Origin of the sequence: Salinimicrobium sp. TIG7-5_MAKvit (assembly GCF_049569215.1) — a bacterium.
GTDB lineage: Bacteria > Bacteroidota > Bacteroidia > Flavobacteriales > Flavobacteriaceae > Salinimicrobium > Salinimicrobium profundisediminis.
Genome location: NZ_CP145903.1, coordinates 620,104 through 635,165, shown reverse-complemented (window position 1 = coordinate 635,165; position 15,062 = coordinate 620,104). Strand labels below are relative to the sequence as shown.

Below are 15,062 nucleotides of genomic sequence, written 5' to 3'. Positions count from 1 at the left end.
GTCAAAATTTAAAATTGTAGGTCACAGAGGGCACTATGCCAAAAAGCGAAAGTTTTACAGCTTCATTGACCGAGGTGTCATCGTTCTCCCTAAAGTTAATCGAAACCGCATTTTTACGCGCATATACGTTGTAGAGTCCAAAATTCCATGAAGAACTATAAGCTTTTTCCGATCTCTTTTTAGGGGTGTAAGTAGCTGAAATATCTAGCCTGTGATAATCAGGAAGTCTATTACTATTTCGGTCCGCATATACAGGGATCGTCATGTTTTCAAAAACATACTGCCCGGTAGGATAAGTTGTGGGAAGACCTGTTTGGTAAATAAAGTTGGCGCTAAAATCCCATTTTTGACTCACCTCATAAGTAGCAGTTAATGAAATATCATGCGTCTTATCGTAAGCGGTGGCGTACCACTCCGAATTATTGATTCCGGGCTCTATAGGTGTTCTTCCGGGAGTGCGCTGTTCAGATTTTGATAAAGTATAGGCAAGCCATCCGGTGAACTTTCCTTTATTTTTTTTCAGCAGTAATTCTGCGCCATAAGCCCGGGCTTCTCCAGGTAAAATCACCTGTTCTATAGCATCATTCGCAATAAGGTTTGCACCGTCTATGTAATCAAGTCGGTCTCGCAGAGTTTTATAATAGCCTTCAATTTCAAGCGAATATTCATCATTAGCAAAATTTCTGTAATATCCTGCTGCTACCTGGTCAAGGGATTGGGGTTCGATATATTTACCACTTGGCGTCCACACATCTAGCGGCGTAGGAGAACTGGTATTGGTTATAAGGTGCACGTACTGGGTCATCCTGTTGTAACTAAGCTTCACGCTTTGATCTTCAGCAAAAGTATAGGCCAGGGCAAGCCGGGGTTCAAAATTTCCAAAAGAGCGCTCCACCTCATTTTTTTCTGAAGTCTTTACGCCTACAGGATCGGCTTGCTGATAAATCCCAAACCGCTGGTTGTAGGTCACCGGACTTTCATCATAAAGGTTGAGCTCCTCCTGTCCCATTCTCAAAAAGTTGCTGTACCTAATACCATATTCTGCGGAAAGTTTTTCGGAAATTGTATGTTCAACCGATAAATATACAGCCGATTCTAAAGCGTATTTTTTAATAAGTTCTCTCGGAATAATTCCTGAAGAAGCCGAATTGGGTTCTATTTCTCCCGGGTTAAACTCATACCAGGTAGAATGAATACCGTAGTCCAGGCTCAGGTTCCTGTTGAGATAATGGTCGAGATCATATTTGAAATTGAAGTTCTTTATCCCGCTGTTCCAGTTAAATCCCACAAAATCTAAGGTGAGACCGTAGTAATAATCGCTGTATATGAGAGAAAGATTGCTGAAGATATTATCTTTTAAAACCCGATTCCATCTAAGGTTGAAAACTGAATTCCCGTAAATGTTTTTAAAACTGTCGCTCAAATTAAACACATCCCTCCCGAAGTAACCCGAAAATAAAATAGTGTTTCTTTGATCGAGCCTAAAAGTCAGCTTGGTATTGAAATCATAGAAATACGCAGAATTCTCATTATCAGTTAGTTTTAAAAATAGGTGAGCGTATGAACTTCGGCCTCCAATTAAAAAAGAACTTTTTTCCTTCTCAATTGGTCCTTGCGCCAGCAATCGACTTGAAATGAGTCCAATTCCTCCATTAGCCTCAAATTCACGGCTGTTGCCGTCTTTTTGATAAATATCGAGGACAGAAGATACCCTTCCGCCGTAATTTGCGGGTATACCTCCTTTATAAAGTTTCAGGTTCTTTATGGCATCGGGATTAAATACCGAAAACAATCCAAACAGGTGACTGGAGTTATAGATAGTGGCTTCATCGAGCAAAATAAGATTTTGATCGGCTGCACCGCCGCGTACGTTAAAACCTGAAGAACCCTCTCCCGCATTTGAAACTCCGGGAAGTAAAAGCAGGGATTTAACGATATCTACCTCCCCAAAAACTACAGGTTGCTTCTGTATAGTAGCGATTTCAAGCTTATTTACACTCATTTCGGGCTTTCTTATGTTAAGCCGTTCACTGTCATCGGTGATCACCACCTCTTCCAGGTCCTGCGCCGCCGTACTTAGCTGAAAGTTCAGTTTCATGTCGTTCTGCACATCTATCCTTTGTGAAACCGACTGGTATCCCAGGTAAGACACCTCCATTCTATGGGTACCTGCAGGAACCTTTATGGAATAAAATCCGTAGTCATTGGTCACGGTTCCCGTTTGTAGTTCAGGGAAAAGGATATTTACCCCGGCCAGGGTCTCGTTGTTCTGGGCATCTTTTACCACACCATTAATCACAAGGGTTTCCTGTGCCCACAACGAAATGCAGGAGAGGAGCAAAGAGAAGAAGATTAATTTTTTCAAGAAAGTGTTTTTAAATTGTCATTTTTGACACCTAATCAAAACAGCGCTTTCATTACTGTGTTTATTCCCTTAAACATGAGGTAAATGGCTGCGGCCATAGCAATCAATGCAAAAATAAGAACCGGAAGAAACCAGGGGTTATCTGTGTTTTTAAAGGAACTAAAGAGTACTACAGGCCCCACAAAGCTTAGAGGTAGTGCACCGGCGAGAAATTTAAGGCCTTTTAGCAACAGGCTTTTATTGGTATGTTTCATATTTCTCAAAGATAATTATTCCTTTACAAAATTTCTTTTAATTACTCTGCTCCTTTCAAAAGGCTTATTTTCATATATTTAGATCGATGCAAGTTTTTGTTGCTGCCGGGTGTACAAATATTTTTTGGTAATATTAATCCAGTATTAACATATATCAAAACATTTTATGTTTAAATTTGGGTTAAAATATTTAAACAATGGATCAATTCTCCATAAGTCAGCTTTCCCAGTTTTCAGGAATAAAACCTCATACGATTCGTATTTGGGAGAAGCGCTATAATGCGCTTAACCCTCACCGATCTGAAGGGAATACGCGCTACTATGACGGTGCGCAGTTGCGAAGGCTCCTTAATATAGTAGCTTTATTACCTACCGGAAATAAAATCTCCAAACTCTGTGCTCTAAGCGATGAAGAGCTTTTCCGGATGAGAATGGAGTATGAAAAAGAGGCCGGCGTAGAGAATGATTATCAGTATTTCATCAACCAGCTTATTGCTGCCGGGATGAGCTATGACGAGGCCAACTTCGAAAAGGTATTTTCTCACTGCCTTTTAAAGTTTGGCCTTGAGAAAATGTATATGGAAATTATTTGCCCCTTGTTAGACCGGGTTGGACTTATGTGGTCTGTAGATGATATTCCTCCTTCCCAGGAGCATTTTATTTCTAATCTCTTGCGACAAAAAATGTTTACCGCAATAGATTCTATGCCGCCCACTTCGGAAACGGGAGAAAACTGGTTGCTGTTTTTACCAGAAGATGAATTTCATGAACTTGGGCTTCTGTTTTCTAACTTTTTATTGAGGAGCAGAGGCAGAAATGTGATTTACCTGGGGGCAAATGTGCCTTTGGCTTCAGTAGAGAAATGCATTAATGATCTTCATATTGAGAACCTGCTGTTTTTTATGGTTAGGTGTAATTTACCTGAATATATTGAAGAATACCTAGAAGAACTCCAGCAGGTGGCTGGGCAAAGAAAGATTTTTGTGGCAGGCAGGGGAACAGATTCCGAAGAAATTTCGACCCGTGATAACCTGGTGAAAATTGCAAAAGTTGAAGACCTGCAACGTGAACTAAAACAAATTAAAGTAGCCTAAAAGATGTCAAAAATAGCAATTATAGGAGCAGGTTTTTCTGGACTTAGTGCAGCTTCTTATCTTGGGGCAGCAGGTCACGAAGTGCACTTGTTTGAAAAGAACAGCAGTGCAGGCGGAAGAGCCAGGCAGCTAAAGACTTCCAGCGGTTATACTTTCGATATGGGACCAAGCTGGTACTGGATGCCCGATGTGTTTGAAAAATTCTTCGGCGACTTTGGGTACAAAGTGCAGGATCTCTATAAACTTGACCTTTTAGACCCTTCTTTTGAGGTGGTATTTCCGCAGAATGAAAAATTGAGCATACCCGAAAATTACGATCTGTTACGGGAGCTTTTCGAGAGTATTGAAGTAGGAAGTGCCGCCAAACTCGATAAATTCATGGAAGAGGCCCAGTATAAATATGAGCAGGGCATGGAGAGACTGGTGTATATGCCGGGTATTTCCCTTACCGAGTTTGTAGACCTTGATCTTATAAAAGGTGCTATGCGACTGCAGGTGTTTTCCTCTTTTAGTAAACACGTGCGCAAATATTTTAAAGATCCAAAGCTGATCGCTCTTATGGAATTTCCTGTGTTATTCCTGGGCGCTATGCCTCAGGATACGCCGGCCCTTTACAGCCTTATGAATTATGCAGGGCTCAAGCTGGGTACCTGGTATCCGCAGGGTGGGTTTGGAAGTGTGATCAAAGCAATGGTCAAAGTTGCTAAAGCCCAGGGAGTGCAAATTTATCTTGATGCACCCGTAGAGCAGATCATCGCAACTGATAAAAGCGTGAAAAGCCTAAAAGTACACGGCGAAGAAATTGAGTTTGATGCAGTTGTGGCAGCTGCCGATTATCACCATGTTGAGGAGAAATTACTTCAGAAGGAACATCAGAATTACAGCGAAAAGTACTGGGAAAATAAAACCTTTGCGCCGTCCTGTCTTATTTATTATTTGGGAGTTTCCGAAAGAATTCTTGAGCTGGAGCATCATACCCTCTTTTTTGATGAAGATCTTTTTGACCATTCAGTTGAAATCTACAAAGAGCCTAACTGGCCAAAAAAACCTTTATTTTATGTGTGCTGTCCCTCAAGAACTGATGACAGCGTAGCTCCCGAAGGCCATGAAAACCTTTTCTTACTTATGCCTCTGGCGCCGGGATTAAAGGATGAAGAACCAACCAGGGAAAAGTTCTTTCAAATCATGATCAAGAGATTAGAAAAACAAATAGGGCGAAAAATTTCCGGAAAGATAGATTATAAGGAGAGTTATTGTGTCTCCGATTTTATTGAAGATTACAACTCCTACAAAGGGAATGCTTACGGGCTGGCAAACACCCTGCAACAAACTGCCATTTTAAAGCCGAAAATAAGGAACAAAAAACTCCGGAACCTATTTTATACAGGGCAACTTACCGTTCCCGGGCCGGGAGTGCCTCCATCGCTCATCTCGGGCAAGATCGCGGCAGAACAAGTTATTAAGGAATTAAAAAAGAAGAAGTATGAAGTCACTGTTTGATGATTTGTCGGTACAGGTAAGCCGGCTCACTACACGCTCCTATAGTACCAGTTTTTCGCTGGGAATCTATTTTTTGCATGACCGGCTGCGTGATCCAATTTATTCTATCTACGGATTTGTAAGGGTTGCCGATGAGATTGTTGACAGTTTTGAAGGATATGACCAGGAATACCTGCTTAAAAAATTTCGTGAAGATACTTATGAAGCTCTCGAGTTAAAGATCTCTGCAAATCCTATCCTGAATTCTTTTCAGGAGGTGGTGCATGAGTACGACATAGATACGCAGCTTATCGATACATTTTTGCAGAGCATGGAAATGGACCTTCAAAAAGTGGATTATACCGATGAAAAATATCAGCAGTACATTTTAGGTTCTGCCGAAGTGGTAGGTCTCATGTGCCTGCACGTTTTTACCGGCGGAGACAAAAAAATGTTTACAGAACTTAAACCCTATGCAATGAAACTTGGTGCTGCCTTTCAAAAAGTAAATTTTCTTAGAGACCTGAAAGATGACTACCATGTTTTGGGAAGAACTTATTTTCCCGGGGTTGATATGGAAAACTTTTCGGGGGAGGCTAAAAAGCAAATCGAACAGGAGATTGAAGAAGATTTTAGCATTGCCTTGCAGGGAATAAAGATGCTTCCTGCTTCTTCAAAAGGTGGCGTTTACCTGGCATATGTTTACTATCAGTCCTTATTTAAAAAGATCAAGAGATTGCCGGCAAAGCGTGTATTATCAGGCAGGATTAGAGTAAATAATGGCAGGAAAGTGGGCTTGATGATCAATAGTTTGTTAGAATGCAAAATGAGAATGGTTTGAAAAATATTATAATGATTTTTTTGCTGATGACTGGTGGAATGTTCGCTCAGGATATGAATCTTTCAGAAGCAAGAATGTTGTATGACCGTGCTGTAGAAAATGAGGAGGCAGCAGAACGTCTTTTGAAAATTTCAGAAGCAAATACTTTTACAAATCCTGTGATGATGGGGTATAAAGCAGCGGGACATATGATGATGGCCAAGCATGTAGGCAATCCGTTTAAAAAGATGTCGCACTTTAATAAAGGGAAAGACATTCTGGGCACCGCAATTTCAGCCGATAAAAATAATCTTGAACTGCGCTTCCTGAGGTTTGCCGTACAGGCCGAAGCTCCGGGTTTTTTGGGGTATAGAGATAACCTGGATGAAGACAAGCGCTTGTTGCTCAATGGGGTGGGAAATATTAAAGATCCTGTACTTCAAAACATGATCCTGAAGTACCTCAAAACTTCAAAAGGTCTTACAACTTCAGAAAAAGAAAAATTGGATTAGCCGGTTGAAATTCAGAAAATTGGAACTACTAAAAAATTATGATGGAAACAATTGCAATAAATTTTCTTATAGTCCTTGCCTCTTTTATTGCTATGGAAGGTGTTGCGTGGTTTACCCATAAATATATCATGCACGGGCTGCTATGGACTTTACACAAAGACCACCACAAAAAAGAGTCAAAAGGTTTTTTTGAACACAACGATTTCTTTTTCCTCATTTTTGCGGTTCCCGGCATTGTATGCCTTTACCTGGGTATGGAAGCCGGTTATAATTTCCTTTTCTGGATAGGCCTGGGAATTACACTTTACGGGATGGCGTACTTTTTTGTTCATGACATCTTTATTCATCAGCGATTTAAAGTGTTGCGCAAGGCAGACAATCCCTATTTTAAAGCCATTCGCCGGGCCCATAAAATGCATCATAAACACATAGGTAAAGAGGATGGGGAATGCTTCGGAATGCTGTGGGTGCCAATGAAATATTTTAGGGAACAAAGAAAAACTGCCTGATGCAATACACTTATCTGCTGGTTAACTTTTTTACGATAATTGTTCCGTTCCTGTTTTCCTTTCATCCTAAACTGAAGTTTCATAAGACCTGGGGCGCCTTCTTTCCGGCGGTTTTTCTTACGGGACTAGCCTTCGTGCTGTGGGATATGTTATTTACCCAAATGGGCGTTTGGGGCTTTAATGAACGCTACCTTACAGGTATTAAAGTAGGGAACCTTCCTGTAGAAGAGGTACTTTTCTTTTTCTGCATCCCTTATGCCTGCGTCTTTACATTTCACTGCCTGGATCTCTTCCTCGACAAATTGGGAGGCCCAAAAATGCAAAAAATCATCACGCTTTGCCTGGTGGCATTTTTATTCATCTTTGGAATTATTTACTTCCAAAGAGTATACACGGCAACTACCTTTATCAGTTTCGCTTTGCTGCTTTTATACGCGCAGTTTGTTTTGAAAATTGGATGGTTAACAAGGTTCTATATGATTTATGGAGTGTTGTTAGTTCCTTTTTTTCTCGTCAATGGGGTGCTTACTGGAAGCTGGATTGAAGAACCGGTTGTGTGGTACAATGCTGAAGAATTTATGAATTTTCGCGTTGGGACCATTCCTGTAGAAGATGCTTTTTATGGTGCCGAATTGATCCTGATGAACCTTCTTATCTACAGATATCTTTTAAATCGCAAAAAAGCCGTTGCAGCCTCCAATTTAAAAACCACATTATTATTATGAAAAAAACCATCCAGATAGCAAATATTATTGCATTTCTCCTCATGGTAGCCTTAAACTACCTGTCTAACACCGGGGCAATCAACGGTGAAACCATGGGATCTGTTTCTGCCGAATATGAGAACCTTTTCACTCCTGCAGGATATGCTTTTTCCATCTGGGGCTTGATCTATTTAGGGCTGGCAGGCTTTGTAACCTATCATATCGTCTCTTCGCGCGGCAGGAAAATAGCAGCCACAATCGGCTGGTGGTTTGTGATCACCTGCCTCCTTAACATGAGCTGGATATTTGCGTGGCTAAACCATCTCACAGCACTTTCGGTACTGGTAATGTCGCTACTGCTTATTTCTCTTTTAATCATTGTTTTCAAAACCAGGATGGAGCTCGACGACAAGCCGGTATCTGAGATTGCTTTTGTTTGGTGGCCTTTTTCGCTCTATTCAGGATGGATCACCGTAGCATTAATAGCAAATACTGCTGCATATCTTACCGACATTGGCTGGAATGGCTTCGGAATTTCAGAAGTATTATGGACCTTGATCATGATTGCTGTTGCTACTATTATAAACCTCTTAATTACCTGGATACGAAATATGAGAGAATTTGCGCTGGTTGGTGTTTGGGGGCTGGTCGCTGTGGGAGTGGCTAATAAAGGGGATGAAAATCTTATTTTTTATACAGCTATTGCAGCCGCTGTCGTACTTTTTATCAGCAGTAACATCCACGGATATAAGAATAGAAAATACTCACCATGGCAAAAAATGAAGGAGAAGAAGGCATAGCGATTTGCTGGCTGCGACGAGATTTGCGGCTCTTTGACAATACTGCACTCTACCACGCTCTCAACAGTGGCCGCCCTGTGCAGGTTATCTTTATTTTTGATCCTGCCATTCTTAATACGCTTTCAAACAAAAAAGACCGGCGGGTTAATTTTATTTATCGCCAGCTGGAGAAGATAAATGCTGAATTATCTCAATTCGGGGCTTCATTACTTGTGCTTCATGACCTGCCAAAAAAGGCATTTGAAAAGCTCATTTTTGAGTACCCTGTTCAGGAAGTATTCATTAATCATGATTATGAACCCTATGCCCGCACAAGAGATAAAGAAGTTTCTGAATTTTTATTAGTTCATGGAGTTGAATTTCATAGCTATAAAGATCAGGTGGTATTTGAAAAGGATGAAGTTCTTAAACCCGATGGCACTCCTTATACCGTTTTTACGCCCTATTCAAAAAAATGGAAAGAACAGCTGTACCAAAATGCTGTTCCAGATTTTCCTTCGGAAGATTTTTTGTCTAACCTGCTAAAAAGGCCAAATAAACCAATCGTTTCTTTAGCTGAAATCGGGTTTGAGACTATAGATCCTGAAGTTGCCGAAGCAGATCTTTCTGAAGAATTAATAAAACAATACCACAAGAATCGGGACCTGCCTTACATTGATGGTACCAGCAAGGCTGGAGTTCATTTAAGGTTTGGGGCTGTAAGTGTTCGTCACCTTGTCAAAAAGGCGCTACTACAAAATGAAACCTGGCTTAACGAACTCATCTGGCGGGAATTTTTCATGATGATCCTTTATCATTTTCCTCATGTAGAGCATCATAACTTCCGAAGAAAGTACGACCGCATCCAGTGGCAAAACAATGAAAAGGGATTTGATTTGTGGTGCAGGGGAGAAACAGGCTATCCTCTTGTAGATGCCGGCATGCGCCAATTAAATGAAACCGGGTGGATGCATAATCGGGTCCGTATGGTGGTTGCAGGTTTCCTGTGTAAGCACTTGTTGATAGACTGGCGCTGGGGGGAGGCTTATTTTGCTGAAAAACTTCTGGATTACGAACTGGCTTCTAATAATGGGAACTGGCAGTGGGCTGCTGGTACCGGTTGTGATGCTGCTCCTTATTTCCGAATATTTAACCCCGAATCACAACTGAAGAAATTCGATCCTAAACTCGAATACGTGAAAACCTGGATCAAAGATTTTAGAGCCGGTTACCTCGAGCCTATTGTTGACCACAAATTTGCCAGGGCAAGAGCGCTGGAAACCTATAAGAAGTCTCTGAATTAGATAGGTTATAGGTGCCTCAGATGTCTATTTTACGTCCCTTAGGGACGAACTGTGGGTAAAGAAACGACATGGAAACTCTCTGTGCCGTAGGTACAGGATATGATTGGAGGCCAGCCAACATTGCTTTTGATGTTGCAATTTTTTATGATTCTTATATTCCGTACCTAAAGGTATGCTTTGTTTTTTTACCTTAATTCTACCGATATGTTGTCCCTAACGCGACAATAAATTTGAGGATAATTTAGTCTCATGGGACACAACTTGGATAGCGGAAAAAAATTTTGATGAATTCTACGTCCCGTAGGGACGAACTGTAGGTAAAGAAACGACATGGAAACTCTCTGTGCCGTAGGTACAGGATATGATTGGAGGCCAGCCAATATTGCTTTCGGTGTTACAATTTTTTTACGAATCTATATCCCGTACCTAAAGGCACGGATTGTTTTTATTTAAATTCTACCGATATGCTGTCCCTAACGGGACAAAAAAAATAATGATAATTTGATTATAGTGCGACAAACGTTCATAGCTAAAAAATTTCATCAAAAAAATCTACGTCCCGTAGGGACGAGCTGTGGGTAAAGAAACGAGATGGAAACTCTCTGTGCCGTAGGTACAGGATATGATTGGAGGCCAGCCAATATTGCTTCCGGTGTTGAAATTTTTTTCGAATCTTATATTCCGTACCTAAAGGCACGGTTTGTTTTTTATATTAATTCTACAGATATGTTGTCCCTAACGGGACAAAAAAATGGTGATAATTTGTTCACAGTAGGACAGAATGTTCATAGCTAAAAAATTACCTCAATAAATTCTACGTCCCGTAGGGACGAACCGTGGGTAAAGAAACGAGATGGAAACTCTCTGTGCCGTAGGTACAGGATATGATTGGCGATCGGATTACATATGATGAAGACATTCTTTTTCTATGAAAACCAAAAATCTCAATTCTTACCTCTTCCTTCTTACCTCTCGAAAAACCTATAAGATTCCCCTTTTCTTGATCTCCAGATATTGATTGATAGTGTTCACCGTTAGATCTTCGGGACGCGTGAGTATGGTTTGGATTCCGTGTTTTTGAAGCTCCTTTGCCATCAATCGTTTGTCGTAGCTAAACTGTTCAGCAATGGTTTGATTAAAAATGTCCGGCACTTTTTCGGCATTGGAAGAGATGAAATTTTCCAGTTCAGTATTTTCGAAAAAAATGACCACAAGCAGGTGCTTTTTTGATAAAGCCAACAGGTAGGGCATTTGCCGGTGCAGGGCGCTTAGATGTTCAAAATTTGTGTATAGCAGGAGTAGACTTCTCTGTGCAAGTCTTCGGTTTAAATGGGTGTACAAAAGACCAAAATCTGAATCCCGGTACTGTGTGTTAACCTTGTAGAGGGATTCTAACAGCAGGTTCAAATGTGCTTTTTTGGAACTTGCAGGGAGTATCTTTTCCATTTTGCTGGAAAATGTGATCAAACCGGCTTTGTCTTTTTTCTTTAGAGCAATATTTGAAAATGCCAGGGCGCTGTTGATTGCATAATCGAGCAACTTGAGATGATTAAAAGGCATTTTCATGGTACGGCCTGTATCTATCACAGAATACACAGGCTGCGACCGCTCATCCTGGTACTGGTTCACCATAAGCCCTCCCTGTTTTGCAGTGGCTTTCCAGTTTATGCTGCGCACATCGTCTCCCGCCACATAGTCTTTGATCTGCTCAAACTCCATGGTGTGCCCAATCTTCCTTATTTTCTTCAATCCGGGTTGTGAGATCTTGCGATCTATTGCCAGGAAATCATATTTTTTCATCTGAATGAAAGAAGGGTAGACTTTCACCATTTGCTCTTTGCCAAATTTCTTCCGACGTTTCACAAGCTTCAGCGGAGTGGAGGCAAAGACATTTAAACTTCCGAAGAAATATTCTCCCCGCTCCACCGGTCGCAGGGAATAGTTGAAAGAGGTTGATATCCCTGAAGGTAATTTGGTGAGGTATGAAAAATCCCTTTTTTGGAACTGTACGGGGATTTCGTCAATAACTTCAACCTGGGTTTTAAAACTGTATAAATTCCAAAGCAAAACTTCCACTGCATTTTCATCGCTGTTGGAAAATTTATCGGGAAGGATCCTTTCAGCAGTGATTCCGGAGCTTTTGAACAAGACGACAATATCGGCCATGGCAATGAGAAGGAACAAGATGGCCAGGATCCATAAAACCGGATAAAGCCACGGGATCCAATAGGAAAACAGGAAACCTGCCGCCAGGGTGAAAACGATCACAAAGAACCGTTGATGTAGATATAGTGACTTGAAGAAATGTACCAATTATCTCGGGATTTCTACAGAATGAGTGATCATATCAATAACACCGGCCGTGGTGCTGCCTTCCATTTCACGTTCGGGAGACAAAATAATGCGATGCCCAAGTACCGGCTCCAGTACCTTCTTAATATTTTCGGGAATAACGAAATCCCTTCCATCTACAGCCGCTACTGCCTTAGATGCATTCATAACTGCAATAGAAGCCCGTGGCGAAGCCCCAAGGTAAAGATGCGGATGGTTTCTGGTCTTACTAATAATTTCAGCAATGTAACCAAGTAACTTCTTTTCTATTCTTATCCCCTGGATTTGTGTACGCAGCACCTGGAGTTTTTCGGGATCGAGAATGGCTTCAATTTTTTCCTGGGGTAAAACTCCCTGCCGCTCGTGATGTGACTGCAAGATCTCAATCTCTTCCTCCATTGAAGGATAACCTACATTGATCTTAAAAAGGAACCTGTCCAGTTGCGCTTCGGGAAGGGCATAAGTTCCTTCCTGTTCAATGGGGTTTTGAGTTGCAATCACCATGAATGGCGGTGGCATACTGTGCTGTTTACCGTCTATGGTGATCTGTCGCTCTTCCATGACCTCAAAAAGTGCCGCCTGGGTCTTTGCCGGAGCGCGATTAATTTCATCAATGAGAACAATGTTTGAAAACACCGGACCCGGTTTAAATTCAAAGTCCGAAGTCCTGGAATTAAGCACCGAAGTTCCCAGCACATCACTCGGCATAAGATCGGGCGTGAACTGTATTCTGCTGAATCCGGTTTTGAGGGTTTTGGCAAACAACTTTGCTGTGATGGTTTTCGCTACACCGGGAACACCTTCTATAAGCACATGACCATCGGCAAGCAGAGCTACGATAAGAAGCTCAATAAACCTTTCCTGCCCAATGATGATTCCCGATAACTGCTTTTTTAAGCTTTCTACGGCCGACTTTAATTCCTCAAGCGGAATACGGTTTTCAAAAGTGATCTCGTCGTTCTTTATTTCTTCGTTTTCCATTTACTTCTTTTTAAAAGCCGAAATGGCCTTGTTTAACTCCAGCAATTCTTCTTTTGATACCGAGTTTTCTTTCTCAAGTCTCTCCATAAATTGCCATAATTTTTCAACTTCTTTGGTGCTATTTTCGCTCATGGCCGCTACGCGATCGTAGAAACCCTGGTTTACTTCGTTAGTAGCAACGCGATATTGAGAGCGAACGTACTCCAAAAATAGGGCAATCTTTTTTGATGCTATACTTTTATAGTCAGCACGGTCCAGGTATAATCCGGCGATGGTGCGTGTAAAGTCGAGCGTTTGATTTTGCAGCGGTTTAATGACAGGAATACTTCGCTGTTTACGCTTCCCTTCAAAAATGATGAACAGCAGGCTGCCAATAATTACAAAATAGTAGGCCCAGCGCAATGGTTTACTGTTAAGGATCACAAACAGGGGAGAGGTGTAAAAAGATTTCCCGGTCTTGTAGTAGTGGTCCCAAAATACAGGTTGCTGTGTGGGAAGATAAGCCAAAACTTTTTCAGCATAAGCTGCATTATTATCCTGTAACAGGAAGTAATTACTGAAGGCTTTTGGTGTGGAATGTAAATAAACCATTCCTTTCCCCACAGTATCCCTCAAAAAGTTGATTTTTGGAGCAGTTATTTTAGCTGAATCTTGCTGAAGCTGCGTTACTCCCAGCACATCTTTAGGTAAGGAATCGGGTATGATAAAAACATCCTGATATATCTCTTTATCAAAGAGAAAAGGCTGATTGCTCTTAAGGGCCGGATCTTTGAGGTTCAAAAAAGGTTTTGACGAAATGCCCTTTTTGGGTACCAGGGTTTCCATCTTTAGGTTTAAAGTGTCAAGAAGATTCTGGCTGAAATTTTCGGCGATGAAAAATGCGGTATTTCCCCTGGCAACCCAGGCAAGTATTCTTTTTAATTCCGGTTCATCGAATCCCAGGCTGTTGTTCAGGAAAAAGTAAGTTCCGGTGATGGTAGAGTCGTTCAGGAATTCATAGGGAGGAATATTGACTTCCTGCAGGTCAAGATCCTGCTGTTTGAGGTTTTCAAAAAGCACCTTTGTGCCCAGCGGAATTTTATCTAAGGCAGCATAACTGGGACTCCAGTTAATTTCCTGCGGTTCATTCGCTTCCAGCCAGGTGAGAAACACCAGCAGCAAAACGAGCAGGGCGAGAGAGATCTTATAGGCTTTGCTCATGCTGAGGTTGTATTATTTCTTCGGTTGTAACAAATTCCTTTCTTATCTTTTGATAATCTGTAGCCGTGGTGGCAAAATCTCCATACCACACAAAATCGTAGATCCGGTTCAATCTTCTAAATCTATTCTGAAGTTGTGGATCCTGGATTTCCAGTACATATTCTTCATCGGTTTTTGCCGCATCGTAGCTCACTAATTCCTTTCGGGATAACTGCTGAAGGATGTAAAGGAAATGATAGCGTATGGCAAGCCGGTAATTTTCGGCTGCTACGGCTTTATCTATTAATTTCCTGATGTCCCTCGTTTTAATGATCTTTTCTTCTTCACTAAAATGGACTTCTCCGCCAGATGGGGTTCCAAAAATGTTATTTCCGGGAGCTAATTTTGTGAAGAGGTAGAGCACAAGAGCCAGCAGTAAGCCAAGCAAAAGATAAGGCAGGATCTTCAGGAAAAAAGCGAGCAGGAATGGCGCTTCATAATCTCCAAAGATCCAATCAATGAACCGCTGCCATTGCAGACTTAAATAACGCTTGAAATTTGTCCACCAGTTATCTTCGGCCGTTACTTCAGAATAATCATAATCTGGGTCTTGTTGAAATTTCTCAATGGTTTCTTCGGAAAAATCTAAAGGCACCAGCTCTTCTTCCGCAGTTTGCATCGGCATTACAACCTCACCGGCAAATACCGAAAGACTAAATCCGAAGAAAAAAATGAGGAAGAATTTTGCCAT

At 41.4% G+C, this 15,062-nt stretch carries 14 protein-coding genes; 8 read left to right on the top strand and 6 right to left on the bottom strand.

What is annotated here, in order from left to right; translation table 11 throughout:
- Position 1: 1 nt before the first annotated feature.
- Both V5739_RS02835 and V5739_RS02830 read right to left on the bottom strand, forming a co-directional pair.
- Positions 2 to 2,365, bottom strand: coding sequence for a TonB-dependent receptor (locus tag V5739_RS02835; RefSeq protein ID WP_423819573.1), 2,364 nt, complete (start codon positions 2,363 to 2,365; stop codon positions 2 to 4).
- A gap of 35 nt (positions 2,366 to 2,400) precedes the next feature.
- On the bottom strand, positions 2,401 to 2,619 hold the full coding sequence (locus tag V5739_RS02830; RefSeq protein WP_423819572.1) for a DUF6095 family protein: 219 nt from the start codon (positions 2,617 to 2,619) through the stop codon (positions 2,401 to 2,403).
- A 197-nt stretch (positions 2,620 to 2,816) separates the two neighbouring features.
- Between V5739_RS02830 and V5739_RS02825 the strand changes: the two genes are divergently transcribed.
- The 8 genes from V5739_RS02825 to V5739_RS02790 are packed head-to-tail and all read left to right on the top strand — an operon-like array spanning position 2,817 to position 9,820.
- Positions 2,817 to 3,713, top strand: coding sequence for a MerR family transcriptional regulator (locus tag V5739_RS02825; protein WP_423819571.1), 897 nt, complete (start codon positions 2,817 to 2,819; stop codon positions 3,711 to 3,713).
- A gap of 3 nt (positions 3,714 to 3,716) precedes the next feature.
- Positions 3,717 to 5,213, top strand: coding sequence for a phytoene desaturase family protein (locus V5739_RS02820; RefSeq protein ID WP_423819570.1), 1,497 nt, complete (start codon positions 3,717 to 3,719; stop codon positions 5,211 to 5,213).
- Positions 5,197 to 6,033, top strand: a complete 837-nt coding sequence (locus V5739_RS02815) for a phytoene/squalene synthase family protein (protein WP_423819569.1) — start codon at positions 5,197 to 5,199, stop codon at positions 6,031 to 6,033. The genes V5739_RS02820 and V5739_RS02815 overlap by 17 nt, the downstream gene beginning before the upstream one ends.
- Before the next feature lie 11 nt (positions 6,034 to 6,044).
- Positions 6,045 to 6,524: a hypothetical protein gene (locus V5739_RS02810; protein ID WP_423819568.1), complete on the top strand. Its 480-nt coding sequence runs from the start codon at positions 6,045 to 6,047 to the stop codon at positions 6,522 to 6,524.
- Positions 6,525 to 6,565: 41 nt separating this feature from the next.
- Positions 6,566 to 7,033, top strand: coding sequence for a sterol desaturase family protein (locus V5739_RS02805; RefSeq protein WP_423820434.1), 468 nt, complete (start codon positions 6,566 to 6,568; stop codon positions 7,031 to 7,033).
- A complete protein-coding gene (locus tag V5739_RS02800) occupies positions 7,033 to 7,758 on the top strand; it encodes a lycopene cyclase domain-containing protein (protein ID WP_423819567.1) in 726 nt (241 codons plus the stop codon). The genes V5739_RS02805 and V5739_RS02800 overlap by 1 nt, the downstream gene beginning before the upstream one ends.
- Positions 7,755 to 8,537, top strand: coding sequence for a tryptophan-rich sensory protein (locus tag V5739_RS02795; protein ID WP_423819566.1), 783 nt, complete (start codon positions 7,755 to 7,757; stop codon positions 8,535 to 8,537). Before V5739_RS02800 ends, V5739_RS02795 begins: the two co-directional genes overlap by 4 nt.
- Positions 8,507 to 9,820 (top strand): cryptochrome/photolyase family protein, encoded by a 1,314-nt coding sequence (locus tag V5739_RS02790; RefSeq protein ID WP_423819565.1) that lies wholly within the window; start codon positions 8,507 to 8,509, stop codon positions 9,818 to 9,820. The genes V5739_RS02795 and V5739_RS02790 overlap by 31 nt, the downstream gene beginning before the upstream one ends.
- 981 nt (positions 9,821 to 10,801) lie before the next feature.
- On the opposite strand, the gene V5739_RS02785 is transcribed toward V5739_RS02790, so the two are convergent.
- The 4 genes from V5739_RS02785 to V5739_RS02770 are packed head-to-tail and all read right to left on the bottom strand — an operon-like array spanning position 10,802 to position 15,062.
- A complete protein-coding gene (locus V5739_RS02785) occupies positions 10,802 to 12,133 on the bottom strand; it encodes a DUF58 domain-containing protein (RefSeq protein ID WP_423819564.1) in 1,332 nt (443 codons plus the stop codon).
- On the bottom strand, positions 12,134 to 13,132 hold the full coding sequence (locus V5739_RS02780) for an AAA family ATPase (RefSeq protein ID WP_423819563.1): 999 nt from the start codon (positions 13,130 to 13,132) through the stop codon (positions 12,134 to 12,136).
- Complete coding sequence (locus V5739_RS02775) at positions 13,133 to 14,332, bottom strand: DUF4350 domain-containing protein (protein ID WP_423819562.1); 1,200 nt, start codon at positions 14,330 to 14,332, stop codon at positions 13,133 to 13,135.
- On the bottom strand, positions 14,316 to 15,062 hold the full coding sequence (locus V5739_RS02770; RefSeq protein ID WP_423819561.1) for a DUF4129 domain-containing protein: 747 nt from the start codon (positions 15,060 to 15,062) through the stop codon (positions 14,316 to 14,318). The genes V5739_RS02775 and V5739_RS02770 overlap by 17 nt, the downstream gene beginning before the upstream one ends.

What these genes read in the sequence shown, in the direction of transcription:
- V5739_RS02830 (WP_423819572.1), bottom strand. Translation starts at nt 2,619, where the DNA reads ATGAAACATACCAATAAAAGCCTGTTGCTAAAAGGCCTTAAATTTCTC.
- V5739_RS02825 (WP_423819571.1), top strand. Translation starts at nt 2,817, where the DNA reads ATGGATCAATTCTCCATAAGTCAGCTTTCCCAGTTTTCAGGAATAAAA.
- V5739_RS02820 (WP_423819570.1), top strand. Translation starts at nt 3,717, where the DNA reads ATGTCAAAAATAGCAATTATAGGAGCAGGTTTTTCTGGACTTAGTGCA.
- V5739_RS02815 (WP_423819569.1), top strand. Translation starts at nt 5,197, where the DNA reads ATGAAGTCACTGTTTGATGATTTGTCGGTACAGGTAAGCCGGCTCACT.
- V5739_RS02810 (WP_423819568.1), top strand. Translation starts at nt 6,045, where the DNA reads ATGATTTTTTTGCTGATGACTGGTGGAATGTTCGCTCAGGATATGAAT.
- V5739_RS02805 (WP_423820434.1), top strand. Translation starts at nt 6,566, where the DNA reads ATGGAAACAATTGCAATAAATTTTCTTATAGTCCTTGCCTCTTTTATT.
- V5739_RS02800 (WP_423819567.1), top strand. Translation starts at nt 7,033, where the DNA reads ATGCAATACACTTATCTGCTGGTTAACTTTTTTACGATAATTGTTCCG.
- V5739_RS02795 (WP_423819566.1), top strand. Translation starts at nt 7,755, where the DNA reads ATGAAAAAAACCATCCAGATAGCAAATATTATTGCATTTCTCCTCATG.
- V5739_RS02790 (WP_423819565.1), top strand. Translation starts at nt 8,507, where the DNA reads ATGGCAAAAAATGAAGGAGAAGAAGGCATAGCGATTTGCTGGCTGCGA.
- V5739_RS02780 (WP_423819563.1), bottom strand. Translation starts at nt 13,132, where the DNA reads ATGGAAAACGAAGAAATAAAGAACGACGAGATCACTTTTGAAAACCGT.
- V5739_RS02775 (WP_423819562.1), bottom strand. Translation starts at nt 14,332, where the DNA reads ATGAGCAAAGCCTATAAGATCTCTCTCGCCCTGCTCGTTTTGCTGCTG.
- V5739_RS02770 (WP_423819561.1), bottom strand. Translation starts at nt 15,062, where the DNA reads ATGGCAAAATTCTTCCTCATTTTTTTCTTCGGATTTAGTCTTTCGGTA.